Below are 14039 nucleotides of genomic sequence, written 5' to 3' on the forward strand. Positions count from 1 at the left end.
CCGTCACGCCGCCCGTCAAGCGCGCTCAGGCCGCTCAGGCCGCTTGGCGGTTTGCTCCAGATCCAGCAGGTTAAGCAGAAAGCGCGCGAAGTAGTTCAGGTCCTGCTCCATGGCCTCACGCGCCGCTTTTCCATCGCCCGCTTCGATGGCACTGAAGGCGTCTTCATGGAAGTCGTTGAGGCGCAGCGACAGGTCAGCTTCGGTGAACAGTCGATTGAAAAACGGCCCGACCTGCAGCCACAGCGACTCGATGCTGCGCAGCAGCACCGGATTGCCGCAAGCGCTGTAGAGGCGCAGGTGGAACTGGCTGTTGGCATCCAGATAGGCCTGCACCTGGCGCTGCTCGATGGCCTGATCCATACGCACCACACAGTCACGCAACACGGCCAGGTCGGCTGGGGTCAGGCGCGGCGTGGCCAGCTCAACGGCCAGGCCTTCAAGGCCTAAGCGCACCTGAAAAATATGCTGGTAACGCTCGCGAGTCATCGGCGGTACGCGCACCGAGCGCTGCGGCTCGCCTTCCAGCGCGCCCTCGGCGACCAGGCGCTGCAAAGCGGCGCGTACCGGCATCGGGCTGGTGCCCCATTCAGCGGCCAGATCACGGATTTTCAAGCGCTCGCCGGGCTGGAAACGCCCAGCCAGCAGGCCTTCACGAATACGTTGGTAGAGTTGATCCTGCAGGTTGTCGGCCATGGTTCAGCAGCGTCCTTGTGCCGGCGGTGCAGGGAGTTGGGCGAGGGTCAGCGAGCAGTTATGCATGGGGTTCTCCGAAATTCAGGAAATTGGCCTGAGTGGTGCTGCTAGAGGCAGGCTAGGCGCAGGGATACTGGAAAAACAGTCAATGAGCATTTTCGAGTATCCCTGCAACAACGCCTGACCGACGCAAAATCGCTCAGGGGGCTTTGTTCTCGATCAGGCAGTTACCGCCATCCACCACGATAACCTCGCCGGTGATATAGCTGGCCTCGCGCGATGCCAAAAAAGCCACCGCAGCCGCCACTTCCTCAGGTCGTCCGGCGCGGCGCATAGGTGTGTACTCGGCGGCGTGGCGCTCTTCCTCGGTGCTGGAACCCGTAGCAATCCAACCCGGTGCCACGCTGTTGACCGTGATGCCCTGCTTGGCCACTTCCAGCGCCAGGCCCATGCTCAGGCCAAGCATGCCGGCCTTGGCTGCGCTGTAGGCCGCCTCACCAGGGTTGCTGCCGCGGGTGCCAGTGGTCGAGCTGATATTGACGATGCGCCCGTAGCCACGCGTACGCATGCCCGGCAGCACCGCGCGGGTGAGCAGAAAGGCAGTGCCGAGGTTGCGCGCGATGGACAAGTTCCAGGTCGCCAGCTCCATGTCCGCCAGCTCGGCGAACGGCTCGGGGCTGCCTTGCATGGCCATACCGGCGTTGTTCACCAGAATGTCGATCTGCCCCCACTGCGCCTGCGCCCAGTCGAGCAATTCGGCAACCTGCTGCTCATCGGTCAGGTCCGCCGCCTTGGCGCGTGCGTCTATACCTTCTGCACACAGTTCCGCGGCGCGTAGCTCGACCCGCGCGCTGCTGGCCGTCAGCAGCACGCGCGCTCCGGCACGGCCCAGGCGGCGGGCAATCGCCAGGCCGATGCCCGATTCACTGCCCGCACCGCTGATCAGCGCGACTTGCTGTTCAAAGACCATTTCTCAACATCCTGTGATCACAAATATGGGTTTAATCTAGCAATAAAGCCTGACCAAACCAACGCTTGAGTTTTCTGTGATCACAAAATAGCATGTGCAGATATTCGAACGAGGTGTTCAACATGACTGCCAGTGGTATCAGCCCATCCGCCGTAGAAGCTTTCGCCCAGCGCGAGCGTGAGCGTTTTATTGCGCGTAATCCAAAATCCGTGGCCCTGGCCGAACGGGCGCGCAACTCGCTGTACGGCGGCGTGCCGATGCACTGGATGGCCGACTGGTCGACGCCGGTGCCGCTGTTCGTCGAGCGTGCCAAGGGCGCACGCTTCTATGACGTCGACGGCCACGAATACATTGATTTTTGCCTGGGCGACACCGGCACCATGTTCGGCCACTCGCCGGACCCGATCGCCAAGGCCATTGCCGAGCAAGGCAATAACGGCTTGACCACCATGCTGCCGGGTGAAGACGCCGTAGTCTGCGGCGAGCTGCTAGCCGCGCGTTTCGGCCTGCCGTTCTGGCAAGTCACCGCTACCGCCACTGACTCCAACCGCTACGTGCTGCGCTGGGCCCGCGCGATTACCGAGCGCAACACCCTGCTGGTATTCGACGGCTGCTACCACGGCACCGTGGATGATGTGATGGTGCGTTACCGCGATGGCGAAACCGTGCAGCGCTCCGGTCTGCTCGGCCAAGCTTATGACCTGACCCAGCACAGCCGCTCGATCCCCTTCAACGATGTGGCGGCGCTGGAAGCCGCATTGGCTCAAGGCGATGTTTGCGCCCTGCTCTGCGAGCCGGCGATGACCAATATCGGCATGGTTCTGCCCGAGCCGGGCTTTATGCAGAAATGCCGCGAGCTGACCCGTAAATACGGTGCGCTGCTGATCATCGACGAGACCCACACCATCTCCACCGACATGGGTGGCTGCACCACGTTGTGGAACCTCGAGCCGGACTTCTTCGTGGTCGGCAAACCGATTGCAGGCGGCGTGCCGTGCGGCATCTTTGGCTGCAGCGCAGCGATGGCCGAGGCCATGACTGCCGCTCGTCAACGCGCCAGCGAAAACAGCCACGGCCATGGCCACAGCGGTATGGGCACCACGCTGTCCGCCAACGCCCTAGCCATGCACTGCATGCGCGCCAACCTGGAACAGGTGATGACCCAGGCCGCCTATGATCACATGCTGCCGCTGGCCAAGCGCCTGGCCGATGGCTTCCGCTCGCTGATCGGAAAGCACGACCTCAAGTGGTCGGTGACCGAGCTGGGCGCACGCAGTGAATTTCAGTTCTGCCCTTTGTCGCCGAAGACTGGCGCCGAGGCTGAAGCAGCGTTCCACGACGAACTGCAGATGGCCCTGCACCTGTACCTGATCAACCGCGGCATCCTGATCACCCCGTTCCACAACATGACCCTGTGCTGCACAAGCACCACGGCGGACGATGTGGATCAGTTGATCAGCATGCTCGACCAGGCCCTCACCGAGCTGCTGGCCATCCCCGGCGCCCGCGAATAGACCGTAGGGTGGATGACGCTTTTTCATCCACCAACAGGCCACACCGACAATCGAGACACCCGGTGGATGGATAAAGCGCCATCCACCCTACAGAGATCGCCACCATGCAATTTGCCAACCCCCAGGAAGCCCACGACTTCCTTGCCGCCCACCCCGAAGTGCGTCTGATTGAGCTGATGCTGATCGACGCCAACGGCATCCCACGCGGCAAGCTGCTGCACCGCGAGGAACTGCTGGCCATCTACGAGAACGGCCGACCGCTGCCCAGCTCGATTCTGGCGCTGACCATTCAGGGCGAGGACGTGGAAGAAAGCGGCCTGGTCTGGGAAGTGGCCGACGCCGACTGCTGGACCTACCCGATCCCCGGCAGCCTGACCCTGCAACCCTGGCGTAGCAAACCGACCGGCCAGCTGCAGGTAAGCATGCACCCGACCCAAGGCCTGCCCGCTGCGCCGGCTGATCCACGGCATGTGCTGATCCGCGCCATCGACCGGTTGAAGGCCGACGGCTACCACCCGGTCATGGCGGTGGAGCTGGAGTTCTACCTGCTGGATAAAAACCGTGATGCCAATGGCCGTCCGCAACCCGCATTGCAAGCCAACGGCGTGCGCCCGCAAGCGCCGCAGGTGTATGGCGTGTACGAACTGGAGCAGCTGCAGCCGTTCCTCGATGACCTATACAGCGCCTGCGAAGTGCAGGGTCTGCCGGTGCGCACGGCGATTTCCGAATACGCCCCCGGCCAGGTCGAGCTGACCCTAGAGCATCGCTTTGACGCGTTACAAGCCATCGACGAAGGCGTGCGCTACAAACGCCTGGTCAAAGGTGTCGCCAACAAGCACGGGCTGCAAGCCTGCTTTATGGCCAAGCCATTCGGCGACCTAGCCGGCAGCGGCATGCACATGCACGTAAGCCTGGCTGATGAGCATGGCAATAACTTGATGGCATCGGAAGACCCGCATGGCACGCCGCTGCTCAAGCATGCCATCGGCGGCATGATGGCCACGCTGAATGACGCTCTGGCGATCTTCTGTCCCAACGCCAACTCCTACCGCCGCTTCCAGGCGAACAGCTACGCGCCGCTGGCCAAGAGCTGGGGTGTGAATAACCGCACCGTGTCGTTCCGTGTACCCGGTGGCCCAGCTAAGAGCCGGCATGTGGAGCACCGCATCTGCGGCGCCGACGCCAACCCATATCTGGCAGCGGCGGCGATCCTTTCTGGTATCCATCACGGCATCAAAAACCAGATCGATCCGGGGGAAGAAATCATCGGCAACGGCTACGAGCAAGCACGCGAAACCCTGCCCACCGACTGGTTGACCGCCCTGCGCGCCCTGGAACAATCGACCTGGGCCAAGGAAGCACTGGGCGAGGAGTTCCTCAAAGTATTCCTGGCGATCAAGTGGGCCGAGTTCCGCCAGTTTATGGGCGAAGTCGGCGAGCAGGACTGGCGTTGGTACCTAACCCACGCCTGACGGCTTAAACGATACCCGCTACGCTATACAGATTATGAGCACCCCGGAGTGGCCCATGCGCCTCTGCATTATCCTGGCCTGCTGGCTGTACAGCGCACTCGCAACGGCCGAAACGTTGCGCGTGGGCCTGGAGAATCACGACTACTATCCCTTCTACAGTGCGGTGGAAAGCCAAGGGTTCGATGGCTACTGCATCGCTCTGCTGCGCGCCTTTGCCAAGCGCGAAGGGCTGGAACTGGAGCTGCACCCGCAACCGATCAATCGCCTATACCGCAACATGCTCGGCGAACAAAAACTTGACCTACTGTTCCCTGATAACCCGGTATGGGCACGCGCAGATAATAGCGGCAAGGCCCTTTATTACAGCCAGCCAGTGGTGCAGGTTGTTGAAGCAACATTGGTGCGTCCTGAGCGACTGGGCCTAGGTATGCCTGCAGTCAAACGCCTAGGTATTATTCGGGGCTTTACGGCTGAGGCCTGGCGCAGCGCCATGACTCAGGGCGGTGTTGAACTGGTAGAGGTTAAGGACATCCAAAGCTTGATTCGCATGCTTGAGCGCAATCGCCTGGATGCTATTTACGCCAACCTGCAGGTCGTGCAACACCAGCTGCGCGAGCTGGGCCTCGACCCAGGCCGCGTGCAACTCGACCCGCAACTGCCGCAGGTCAATACCCGCTTACATCTGAGTAGCCACCAACACCCCGACCTGATCAAACGCTTTGACCTTTTCCTGCTTGAGGAGGCCGCGCAGTTAAGTCAACTGCGCCAGCAGTTCAACCTGCCTTAGCCGCTTTTTAGAACGGCCACCTTTGAAGTAGCTGTGCTAAAAACAGGCCTGGGCACGGCGTCTCAAAATACTCATTTACCGTGTTTTTTCGCCTGCCTTGCCTTGCGCCAACAGCCGCGGCAAAATTTTTCAACGGTCCACACCCTCTTACACACAGCCAACGGCCAACGACAGCTGATATGGTTGGACAAACTCCTACACAGAGCATGCTATGCAAGCCGGAACCGCCCAGCTGTCGATGACCGTACTGATGACCCCGGACATGGCCAATTTCTCTGGCAATGTCCACGGCGGCACCCTGCTCAAATACCTCGATGAAGTCGCTTACGCCTGCGCCAGCCGCTATGCCGGCTGCTACGTGGTAACCCTGTCGGTGGATCAGGTGATTTTCCGCGAGCCGATCCATGTCGGTGAGCTGGTGACCTTCCTCGCCTCGGTCAACTACACCGGCCGCACCTCGATGGAAGTCGGCATCAAAGTGATCACAGAAAATATCCGCGAGCGCTCGGTACGCCATACCAACAGCTGCTTTTTCACCATGGTTGCGATGGATGAACAAAGTAAGCCCGTGGTTATTCCGACCTTAACCCCCGACACCCCGGACGGCCTACGCCGCCAGCGCCAAGGCCTGCAACGCCGGCAGATTCGCCACGAACTGCAACAGCGCTATCAGGCGCTTAACCAAGCAGAAGCCTAAGCCATTAGCCTGCTGCTGCCGGAGCCCGCATGATCGACCTCTTCGATGTGTTTCTCGTGATGCTGTTCGCCACTGCCTGCGCCTGGCTGTGGCACGCCCATGGCCTGCGTGAGCACGCGCTGGCTTTGGTAAAGCAGCACTGTGCCAAGGCCGACATCGAGCTGCTTGATGAAAATGTCGCGCTGCGCCGGCTCGCGCTGTTGCCCGATGGCCGGGGCCGCAAACGCCTGGCACGGGTGTATGGCTTCGAGTTCACCGTTACAGGCGAGCAGCGGCATATCGGCAGCATCACCCTCTTTGGTAAGCAGTTGGGGCGCATCGAACTGGCCCCACATCCGTTTCGCGAACCGCCGGCGCCCAGCGCTCAGGTGATTGAAATGCAGCAATGGCGCAGCCAGCGGCACGACGCGGATGACAGCACGCCGCGCCACTAAGAGCGCCTCATCCCCCGCCGCGACTGATCGCTAATCACGCTGCAATAAAAAGTGCACCACGCGAGCGGCGCTGTCGGCCGGTTGCTCTTGCATAAAACAATGCCCGCCCGGCACCACATGGGCACTGACATGGCCATTGCTGGCGCACCAGCGCGACACCGACTTAGCCACAAAGGGATAGCTGCGCTGGCCGTAAAGCACCTGAGTCGGCGTCGTCACCTTGCCCAGCGACGGCCATAAGCGTTTGGGCATGGAGCTGAAAATATCCGCCTCACGGCTTGGCCGGCATTTCAGTTCAACGCCCTTCTCGCTGTCTTTTAGCGCGTGCTGGATGTAGGCACTAAAGGCTTCTTCGGTCCAACCCCGAAACATCCCCCGGCCATGCAACGCAGCGTGTGCAGCCGCGCGGTCTGGCCAACTGCTGCGACGCTTTAATGCTTTGCTCGCCAGGGTGGTACGCCGGCTCAGGCCGACCACATCGGACAGCGCCATCACCCCGATCATCGCCGGGCTAAACAACACCGGATCGAGCAATACCGCGCGCTGAAACAGCTGCGGCTGCTGGGCCAGCATCAGGCTGGTCAGCACACCACCAAAGCTGTGGCCGAGAGCAAACACCGGAGCATCGGCAAAGCGCTCGCACCCTGCGGAAAAGGCTTCCACCGCCATCTCGGCATTGCGATTCCAGCCATGGAATCGTCCGCCGTGGTCACTCTCACCATGGCCCTGAGCATCACACAGCCACAGATCGAAATCCTCGCTGAGCAGCTGCAGCAACGGCGTATAAACCCGTCCGCAATAGCCGTTACCGTGCAAAAAATGCAGCACCGGCTTGCCTGAAGGCGGCGTGTGCCAACCGCGCAGGGTAAAACCGGCAGAGCAGTCATGGGACCAGGGAAGCAGTTGCATGGTGGTTATCCGGAAAAAAGTGCGCGCAGTTTATCAACACCCGCAGGCGTTTCGCCTCAGGGCAGCAAGCATTGTGCAAACGCTACCTGCAGTGCAGCAGCCTCCTGCGCTTCGCTAAAAATCAGCTCCAGTCGCGAGTCCTTACGCCATTCGCTGTTTTGCCAATGCAGGGCATCACCGTTGAGGGCGTTGGCGGACAGCCTGCCGGCGTTGGTATGCAGCACCAGCTTGGCGCGGCGCCAGGGCAAGCTGCTCAGCCACTGCTGGACGCGCATCAGCTCGAACTGCTGGCTGGGGTGCCAGCGCCAGCCGATGCTCCAGCCTTCGGTCTGCTGCTGAATCTGGCAGATTGGCTCATTCGGACTGCGCCACAGCTGCGGCAATGGCGCCGCTGCCGTAGGCAGATTATCCAGCGTGCCGCCGCTATCGGCCTGGGTGCTAAAGCCAGGCAGCGCTGCCAGCGGCAGTGCGCCCTGACGGGTCCAGTAGATCGGGCGTGTTGGCAGCTGCGTTTGGATGCGCGCCTTGGCCGCATCATCCAGCCCTTCGGCCTTGTTCAGCAGGAGCAGCCCGGCACGGCTGAGCGTCGCCCGCTGGCTCTCCGGCAGCGCAACACCTGCGGCCAGAGCCTGAGCGTCCAGCACCAGTAACGGCTCTTGTACCGCCAGCACGCCAGCCCAGGGGATTTCGCGCAGCTGTTCGAGTAGTACCAGAGGGTGGCCGAGGCCGGACGGTTCAATCAGCAAGCGATCCGGTTTGGCCTGACGCAGCAGGCGGCTCAGGCCGACCTGGAACGGCACACCGTTGACGCAACACAGGCAGCCGCCCGCCACTTCACCCAAGGCAACGCCATCGTCGTCAGTGCTCAGCAGCGCGGCGTCCAGACCGATCAGACCAAACTCATTGATCAGCACCGCCCAGCGTTCATGCGCAGGACGCTGCGCTAACAAGTTACGGATCAGGCTGGTCTTGCCGGCACCGAGCGGCCCGGCAATCAAATGGGTGGGAATATTTTTCAGCATGATCGGCGCTTGCCACTGTCCATCAGGAAGTAGATTTCGGTTGTGGCCATTCTAACGGTCTACAGCACCGGAGGATGCGGCCCTACGCAGACTGATTAAAATGCTAGAGTCGCCGGCATATTTTTGGAGGGTCAATTGATGCGCGCTTTTTTGCTGCTGAGCCTGTTTTCACTGTCCAGCCTGGCCTGGGGCGAAGCCTGTGTGGTGCATAGCCAGGCTGAGCGCCTGGATGTGAAGGTCTGCCAGCAGAACCGCAGCATCCCGCCCAACCTGTTCCGTACTGGCTTCTGCCAGCCGCAGCTAAAAGGCCAGAAGGTGGCCGTGGAGTTTGTCGAGCAGTGTCCGATGGGGGCCTTCGGCGTGTGCCGAAACTCCACGGTTGGCGGCACGCCGTACAAGCAGGATGTGCATTATTACGGCGTGGCCAGCGATGCAACTTACCTCAAGCCCTTCTGCGAAAAGCAGAGCAAGGGCGTGTGGATGGCGCGCTAACCGTCATCAAAGCGTCACCCTGTCTATGTTCTAGTGGTCTTGGGTACCTCTCCCCTGCATACCGGGTCACGCGCCGGTATGCCTTTCTGGTACTTAAGGCTGCTTTATCCGCAGCCTATTTTTTTGCCTGAATTCAAGCCAACCAATCCAGCGTCAGCAACAAGCGCCGCTCACCGGCCGGTGGTTGCGGCGAGCGATGGATCAAGCCACCGCCCTCGTTACCGCTCCATTTCTCGCCCTTGGCCAGCAACACATGGCCGGTCTCGGCGCGCTTGATCAACGCAGTATCGCTGGGTTCGGCAGCCGGATCACCGAGGCGATGGCGCGCCATCACGCCTTCCGCCAGCCACTCACTGCCAACCCCGGCGTAGCTGGTGATCAGCCGCACCGGCACATGATCAACGTGAAAGCGCGGGCACATGGCCTTATCCAAAATGCGCAGGCGTAGACCGATGCGTTTGGCATCGAACAGGCAGGCATACGCGCTGACCAGCCAGCTCAAGTCCTGCAGAAAAGCCGCCTGACCCGGCAGATCGCTGTAACCATCGACCAAGCCACTGAGGCTCGGTGTGCTCTCCGGGTTTGCCAGCTCCAGCACGATGGAGTGCCCCAGCGGCTCGCCCTGAGCTAACAGGGCGCTGGCGAAATCACTGATCTGCGCCGGCAACTGGCGCTGCCAGACGGCCAGGTTGACCTCTTCGCGCAGCACCTCGCCGAGCACCTCGATCTGCTCGCTGCTGACCTGCTGCAATGGCTGGCGCACCATCGGCGCCAGCATCAGGCGGCCTGCTCATGCCAGGGGCCAAACGGGTCGGGTAGCGCTCGCCAGGCGTCCACGCCAAAGGCCATTTCCGCATCGGTCAGCAGGCAGGCATCCAGCTCTGCGGTCAGTTGGGCGAAGTCGATGTTCTGGCCGATAAACACCAGCTCCTGGCGGCAGTCGCCAGTCTGGGTTTGCCAGTTTTTCATGATCGCCTGCAGGCCTTCCTCATCTTCTGGCCATTGGCTTTTCGGCACAAAACGCCACCAGCGCCCGGCAAAACCGTGACGCATCAAACCGCCCGCCTGGGACCAGCTGTCGGCCTCCTGATACTTGCTGGCCAGCCAGAAGAAACCCTTGCTGCGTAGCAGACGGCCGTTACTCCATTCGCGGTTGATGAAATTGAAGAAACGCTCGGGATGCAGCGGTTTACGCGCACGGTAGGCGCTGGAGGCGATGCCGTATTCCTCGGTTTCCGGCACATGCTCACCGCGCAGCTCCTTGAGCCAGCCCGGTGCCTGGGCGGCGCGCTCGAAGTCAAAACGACCAGTATTGAGGATCTTCTCCAGCGGCACTGCGCCCATGGCCATCGGCACGATTTCGGCGTGGGTATTCAGGCCATTGAGGATGGCCATCAGCTCTTCACGCTCGTGGCTGCTGATCAGGTCGATCTTGCTGATCAGCAGCACATCGGCGAACTCCACCTGTTCGATCAGCAGGTCGGTGATTGAGCGCTCGTCCTCTTCACCCAGGCTTTCGCCACGGCTGGCTAGGCTCTCGGCCTCGTGGAAATCGCGTAGGAAATTCACCCCGTCGACCACCGTCACCATGCAGTCCAGGCGCGCCACGTCGGCCAGGCTCTGACCATCTTCGCCACGGAAGGTAAAGGTCTCGGCCACCGGCAGCGGCTCGGAAATTCCGGTGGATTCGATCAACAGATAGTCGAAGCGGCCATCACGGGCCAGACGACCGACTTCTTCCAGCAGGTCTTCACGCAGGGTGCAGCAGATGCAGCCGTTGCTCATCTCCACAAGCTTTTCTTCGGCGCGGTTCAGGCTGACATCACGCTGAACTTCGCTGCCATCGATATTGATCTCGCTCATATCGTTAACGATCACCGCCACTTTCAGGCCCTGACGGTTTTTCAGGATGGCGTTGAGCAAGGTGCTTTTGCCGGCACCGAGAAAGCCGGACAGCACGGTGACAGGAAGACGATTGGGCATAACAGGAAGCTCCAGCATTGATCAGACACGGCAAGTAATTAGTTATAACATAACACTTAATTTGTTTAACAGAACCTCGATGACCGCTGAATGACCTGTCCTGTTTTCGCACTAAACGCACGAAAACAGGCTGAGAGCCAGTATCCATAGGGGTTTCACGTGGAACGATTAAATACGCCAGGGCATTCCCGCCTGCACCGCTAGCCGTGGCTGAGTCGCAACAGCCTGACGAATCTGACAAGCTTGTCGCTACAGCTCACTGCCTTTTCGATGCCAGCCATGCCAACGCCAAAACTTACCTTGCGCGCCTATCAAGCCCAGGACCTACCGGCCATGGTTGTGCTGTTTCAGGCCTCGGTCAGCCAGTTGACCATCCAGTACTACGACGCAGGACAGCGTCAGGCCTGGGCTCCGGCGGCTGCGGACATGCCTGCCTGGCAAACACGCCTTGCTTCACTTGAGCTGCTTATCGCCGAAGATGGTCCGTTTATCGCCGGATTTATCGGCTTCAGCCTTGATGGCCATATCGATCTGCTATTTACCGCACCCGGCTTTGCCCGTCAGGGTGTCGCCAGCGCCTTGTATGTCGCAGCGGAGCGACGTCTGCAGGCGGTGGGCACCCGCGAACTGTTTACCGAGGCCAGTTTGGTGGCGCAGGCGTTTTTTGCCCGCCAGGGATTTTCTGTGCAGCAGGCACAGACGGTGACGCGCGACGCTGTTATTTTGCCGCGCATGCTGATGCGCAAAACTCTGGAGCTGCGATGAACACCGTGACGATAATCGTGCTGGCCGCCGTTGTGCTGGCCGCCTGCGCCCTGGCGCTGTGGACCTGGCATAACCAGCGCAAGTTGGAAAAACTGGATGAGCGGATCAACCGACAAAGCGAGCTGATCGAGCAGCTCGACAGCGTGCTGGAAAACCCACAGCTCAGCGAAGCCGAGCAGCGGGCACAAAGTGAAGCCTTACTGGCCAAGCTGCAGGAAACGCGAAAACCTTAAGCCCGAAGGCTTGGCCGCGATCAGACGACGCGAACCCATACCCGGTTGGAGCGGCCTTGGCCGCGATGTTGTTGCATTGACCGTGATCGCGGGCAAGCCCGCTCCTACAAAAGCTTGCGCTACATAGCTGAGCTGCGCTCTACCAACCGCCGCCTCCCCCACCACCGCCGCCACCACCGGACGAACCGCCGCCGGATGAACCGCCACCGCCTGAAGAACTGCTCGACGGTGGCGATGAGGCCAGTGCTGTGGCGCTGCTCAGGCCAGCAGCCAAGGCGGTACTCATCGCCAGCGGCGTGCTGAATGAGCTGCGACTGTGGTACCAGTCGGGTTGATAGTCACGCTGCGCCGGGTCGATCAGGCCATTGGCCAGCGCCGTACTGAAACGCGCGCTCCACTTGTCCTCCACGCCCATGGCCATGGCGTAGGGCAGGTGTTTCTCGTACAGCGCAATGCTCATCGCCGGGGCATTGCCTGCCAATGCCAGCACATCGCTCTCCGCCAGTTGCAGGTAGTCGCGGTAGCCTTCCAGCTGGTCCAGCAAACGCCGCCCTTCGACCGATGGTGCCGGCAACAGGTAATAAAACAGCACCACCACCAGCACATACACGCAGAGCAGCAGCAAGGCTGGCACCGACGCCGCATCGCTGAGCATCCACAGGCCAACCGGCACCGGCCAGACAAACATCAGCCCCGCCAGGCCCAGGCCGATCTGCTTACCCACGCTGGGCTGATGCCAGGCCATGTACAGCACAAACAGCGACGGCACGCCAAAACCTATGGAGAACACCACCCCAGCCAAGCCGGCGGCCATATCGTCTTCGCTGCGCGCACCGGTTAGCACCATGATCAGGCAGCCGACAATCGCCCACACCAAACCCCAGGTCCAGATACCCCGATTATTGCTGAACCAGGCCTTGCCCTGTTTTTGCAGCTGGGTTTTCAGTCCGCCTACGGCGTCAGCCAGGCGCGGCTCGTAGCTGCTGCCAATTTCCAAGGCGATGCCTTCCTTATTGGCCGGGAACAGGCGTTTACGCAGCTCGCGATCTGCCTCGCTGAAATCGGCACGCTCACCGGTACCACGGGCCAGGGTAAAACCACCGCCGCGCGGCTTGTCTTCGATATGCAGGTGCTTGCGGATGGCCATATCGGTGAGCCACACACTGAACGCCCGCGCATCCTGATAAGCCCCCTGCAAACCGCGATGCCAGAGGTAACCGGCCTGCACCGCACTCATGCCCTGCGGGGCCTCGAACAGCGGAATGATCAGGCCTTTCTCAGGGTCGCGGCCAACCCGATCCCAGGCGCGCAGGTAGAACAGCAGCAGACCGATCAACAGAAGCGCGCCCAGACACAGGCCGAGGTTATCGCGCAACAAGGCACCGCCTCGTTCGACCATGCCCGGCCGAGTAACCAACCCGGCTTGCCAGTCCACAGCGACCGTCAGGCCCTGGTAGGCCGCCAAGCCCTGCGTGGTTATCAGGCGCAGGTAATCATCGCGCTGTTCGACCACTTCATAGGCCTTGTCCTGGCTTCCCCAGCCACCGGTGTAGGCGGCACGCTGACCGATCCGCGCGCCCCTCGGCAACAGCACCTCCACCGAAGCTTGCTGAATCGGGAAGCTCCAGCCATTACCGGTAACGTTCCAATACAGTTCGTCGGTAGTGGCGTGATGCAACAGCTGGCGCTCAACCCGGTAACGCAGTTCGTACTGATAGCGCCCCGGCTGCAGCAGATGGTCGGCCGAGCCAAGGTAATAGCGCACCCAGCTGCCGTTCTGCTCGACCCGCGCCCGCTCCGCCTGGCCATCGCGGCTCACCCCAAGCAGGGTGATCGGGCTGCTCTGCAACAGGCCCAGGGGCAAGCTGTAGCTGACCGGCAGATCACGGTAGATACCGCGCTTGATCTGCTCTCCCTCGGCCTGCACGGTAATCCGCTCGGTCACCAGCAGGTTGCCATCCGGTTGCACCTGCAGGGTTACGGCAAAGTCCTCAATCACCTCAGCAGCCGTGGCCCACAGCGGCAGCAGGCATAGACTCAACAGGGCTAAACGCAACACTCGCAGCAT

The 14039-nt window shown here is 61.3% G+C and carries 15 protein-coding genes; 8 read left to right on the forward strand and 7 right to left on the reverse strand.

What is annotated here, in order from left to right:
• Positions 1–15: 15 nt before the first annotated feature.
• Positions 16–693, reverse strand: coding sequence for a GntR family transcriptional regulator (locus ACEPAJ_RS21580; RefSeq protein WP_425917780.1), 678 nt, complete (start codon positions 691–693; stop codon positions 16–18).
• A gap of 199 nt (positions 694–892) precedes the next feature.
• Positions 893–1663 (reverse strand): SDR family NAD(P)-dependent oxidoreductase, encoded by a 771-nt coding sequence (locus ACEPAJ_RS21585; RefSeq protein WP_425917782.1) that lies wholly within the window; start codon positions 1661–1663, stop codon positions 893–895.
• A 122-nt stretch (positions 1664–1785) separates the two neighbouring features.
• Here ACEPAJ_RS21585 and ACEPAJ_RS21590 point away from each other — a divergent pair, with 122 nt between their 5' ends.
• The 5 genes from ACEPAJ_RS21590 to ACEPAJ_RS21610 all read left to right on the forward strand — a co-directional run bounded on the left by ACEPAJ_RS21590 (position 1786) and on the right by ACEPAJ_RS21610 (position 6567).
• Positions 1786–3177 carry an aspartate aminotransferase family protein gene (locus ACEPAJ_RS21590; protein ID WP_425917784.1) on the forward strand — a complete coding sequence of 464 codons (1392 nt, stop codon included), beginning with the start codon at positions 1786–1788 and terminating at the stop codon, positions 3175–3177.
• Positions 3178–3281: 104 nt separating this feature from the next.
• Positions 3282–4649, forward strand: a complete 1368-nt coding sequence (locus ACEPAJ_RS21595) for a glutamine synthetase family protein (protein ID WP_425917787.1) — start codon at positions 3282–3284, stop codon at positions 4647–4649.
• 55 nt (positions 4650–4704) lie between these two features.
• Entirely contained in the window at positions 4705–5436 is a 732-nt protein-coding gene (locus ACEPAJ_RS21600; RefSeq protein ID WP_425917789.1) for a substrate-binding periplasmic protein, read from the forward strand.
• 211 nt (positions 5437–5647) lie between these two features.
• Positions 5648–6133 (forward strand): acyl-CoA thioesterase, encoded by a 486-nt coding sequence (locus ACEPAJ_RS21605; protein WP_425917791.1) that lies wholly within the window; start codon positions 5648–5650, stop codon positions 6131–6133.
• Positions 6134–6162: 29 nt separating this feature from the next.
• Entirely contained in the window at positions 6163–6567 is a 405-nt protein-coding gene (locus tag ACEPAJ_RS21610; protein ID WP_425917793.1) for a DUF3301 domain-containing protein, read from the forward strand.
• Between the two features lie 30 nt (positions 6568–6597).
• Here the strand turns inward: ACEPAJ_RS21610 and ACEPAJ_RS21615 are convergent, their stop codons facing one another.
• Both ACEPAJ_RS21615 and ACEPAJ_RS21620 read right to left on the reverse strand, forming a co-directional pair.
• Positions 6598–7476, reverse strand: a complete 879-nt coding sequence (locus ACEPAJ_RS21615) for an alpha/beta fold hydrolase (protein WP_425917795.1) — start codon at positions 7474–7476, stop codon at positions 6598–6600.
• A gap of 56 nt (positions 7477–7532) precedes the next feature.
• Positions 7533–8498 (reverse strand): CobW family GTP-binding protein, encoded by a 966-nt coding sequence (locus ACEPAJ_RS21620; RefSeq protein WP_425917797.1) that lies wholly within the window; start codon positions 8496–8498, stop codon positions 7533–7535.
• A gap of 138 nt (positions 8499–8636) precedes the next feature.
• Here ACEPAJ_RS21620 and ACEPAJ_RS21625 point away from each other — a divergent pair, with 138 nt between their 5' ends.
• Entirely contained in the window at positions 8637–8990 is a 354-nt protein-coding gene (locus tag ACEPAJ_RS21625; protein WP_425917799.1) for an NADH:ubiquinone oxidoreductase, read from the forward strand.
• 133 nt (positions 8991–9123) lie between these two features.
• Here ACEPAJ_RS21625 and ACEPAJ_RS21630 read toward each other — a convergent pair whose 3' ends face one another.
• Both ACEPAJ_RS21630 and zigA read right to left on the reverse strand, forming a co-directional pair.
• Positions 9124–9768: a DUF1826 domain-containing protein gene (locus ACEPAJ_RS21630; RefSeq protein WP_425917801.1), complete on the reverse strand. Its 645-nt coding sequence runs from the start codon at positions 9766–9768 to the stop codon at positions 9124–9126.
• The gene (gene zigA / locus ACEPAJ_RS21635) at positions 9768–10973 is read right to left on the reverse strand and encodes a zinc metallochaperone GTPase ZigA (RefSeq protein WP_425917803.1); all 1206 of its coding nucleotides are present in this window, start codon (positions 10971–10973) and stop codon (positions 9768–9770) included. Before zigA ends, ACEPAJ_RS21630 begins: the two co-directional genes overlap by 1 nt.
• A 279-nt stretch (positions 10974–11252) precedes the next feature.
• On the opposite strand from zigA, the gene ACEPAJ_RS21640 reads away from it, so the two are divergent.
• Both ACEPAJ_RS21640 and ACEPAJ_RS21645 read left to right on the forward strand, forming a co-directional pair.
• Entirely contained in the window at positions 11253–11738 is a 486-nt protein-coding gene (locus tag ACEPAJ_RS21640) for a GNAT family N-acetyltransferase (protein ID WP_425917805.1), read from the forward strand.
• Complete coding sequence (locus ACEPAJ_RS21645; RefSeq protein ID WP_425917807.1) at positions 11735–11971, forward strand: hypothetical protein; 237 nt, start codon at positions 11735–11737, stop codon at positions 11969–11971. Before ACEPAJ_RS21640 ends, ACEPAJ_RS21645 begins: the two co-directional genes overlap by 4 nt.
• A gap of 139 nt (positions 11972–12110) precedes the next feature.
• Here the strand turns inward: ACEPAJ_RS21645 and ACEPAJ_RS21650 are convergent, their stop codons facing one another.
• A complete protein-coding gene (locus ACEPAJ_RS21650) occupies positions 12111–14039 on the reverse strand; it encodes a DUF2207 domain-containing protein (protein ID WP_425917809.1) in 1929 nt (642 codons plus the stop codon).

The organism is Pseudomonas sp. GWSMS-1 (assembly GCF_049847425.1).
Classification (GTDB): domain Bacteria; phylum Pseudomonadota; class Gammaproteobacteria; order Pseudomonadales; family Pseudomonadaceae; genus Aquipseudomonas.

What these genes read in the sequence shown, in the direction of transcription:
- zigA (WP_425917803.1), bottom strand. Translation starts at nt 10,973, where the DNA reads ATGCCCAATCGTCTTCCTGTCACCGTGCTGTCCGGCTTTCTCGGTGCC.
- ACEPAJ_RS21585 (WP_425917782.1), bottom strand. Translation starts at nt 1,663, where the DNA reads ATGGTCTTTGAACAGCAAGTCGCGCTGATCAGCGGTGCGGGCAGTGAA.
- ACEPAJ_RS21600 (WP_425917789.1), top strand. Translation starts at nt 4,705, where the DNA reads ATGCGCCTCTGCATTATCCTGGCCTGCTGGCTGTACAGCGCACTCGCA.
- ACEPAJ_RS21580 (WP_425917780.1), bottom strand. Translation starts at nt 693, where the DNA reads ATGGCCGACAACCTGCAGGATCAACTCTACCAACGTATTCGTGAAGGC.
- ACEPAJ_RS21605 (WP_425917791.1), top strand. Translation starts at nt 5,648, where the DNA reads ATGCAAGCCGGAACCGCCCAGCTGTCGATGACCGTACTGATGACCCCG.
- ACEPAJ_RS21625 (WP_425917799.1), top strand. Translation starts at nt 8,637, where the DNA reads ATGCGCGCTTTTTTGCTGCTGAGCCTGTTTTCACTGTCCAGCCTGGCC.
- ACEPAJ_RS21650 (WP_425917809.1), bottom strand. Translation starts at nt 14,039, where the DNA reads ATGCTGCGAGTGTTGCGTTTAGCCCTGTTGAGTCTATGCCTGCTGCCG.
- ACEPAJ_RS21595 (WP_425917787.1), top strand. Translation starts at nt 3,282, where the DNA reads ATGCAATTTGCCAACCCCCAGGAAGCCCACGACTTCCTTGCCGCCCAC.
- ACEPAJ_RS21630 (WP_425917801.1), bottom strand. Translation starts at nt 9,768, where the DNA reads ATGCTGGCGCCGATGGTGCGCCAGCCATTGCAGCAGGTCAGCAGCGAG.
- ACEPAJ_RS21620 (WP_425917797.1), bottom strand. Translation starts at nt 8,498, where the DNA reads ATGCTGAAAAATATTCCCACCCATTTGATTGCCGGGCCGCTCGGTGCC.
- ACEPAJ_RS21610 (WP_425917793.1), top strand. Translation starts at nt 6,163, where the DNA reads ATGATCGACCTCTTCGATGTGTTTCTCGTGATGCTGTTCGCCACTGCC.
- ACEPAJ_RS21640 (WP_425917805.1), top strand. Translation starts at nt 11,253, where the DNA reads ATGCCAACGCCAAAACTTACCTTGCGCGCCTATCAAGCCCAGGACCTA.
- ACEPAJ_RS21615 (WP_425917795.1), bottom strand. Translation starts at nt 7,476, where the DNA reads ATGCAACTGCTTCCCTGGTCCCATGACTGCTCTGCCGGTTTTACCCTG.
- ACEPAJ_RS21645 (WP_425917807.1), top strand. Translation starts at nt 11,735, where the DNA reads ATGAACACCGTGACGATAATCGTGCTGGCCGCCGTTGTGCTGGCCGCC.
- ACEPAJ_RS21590 (WP_425917784.1), top strand. Translation starts at nt 1,786, where the DNA reads ATGACTGCCAGTGGTATCAGCCCATCCGCCGTAGAAGCTTTCGCCCAG.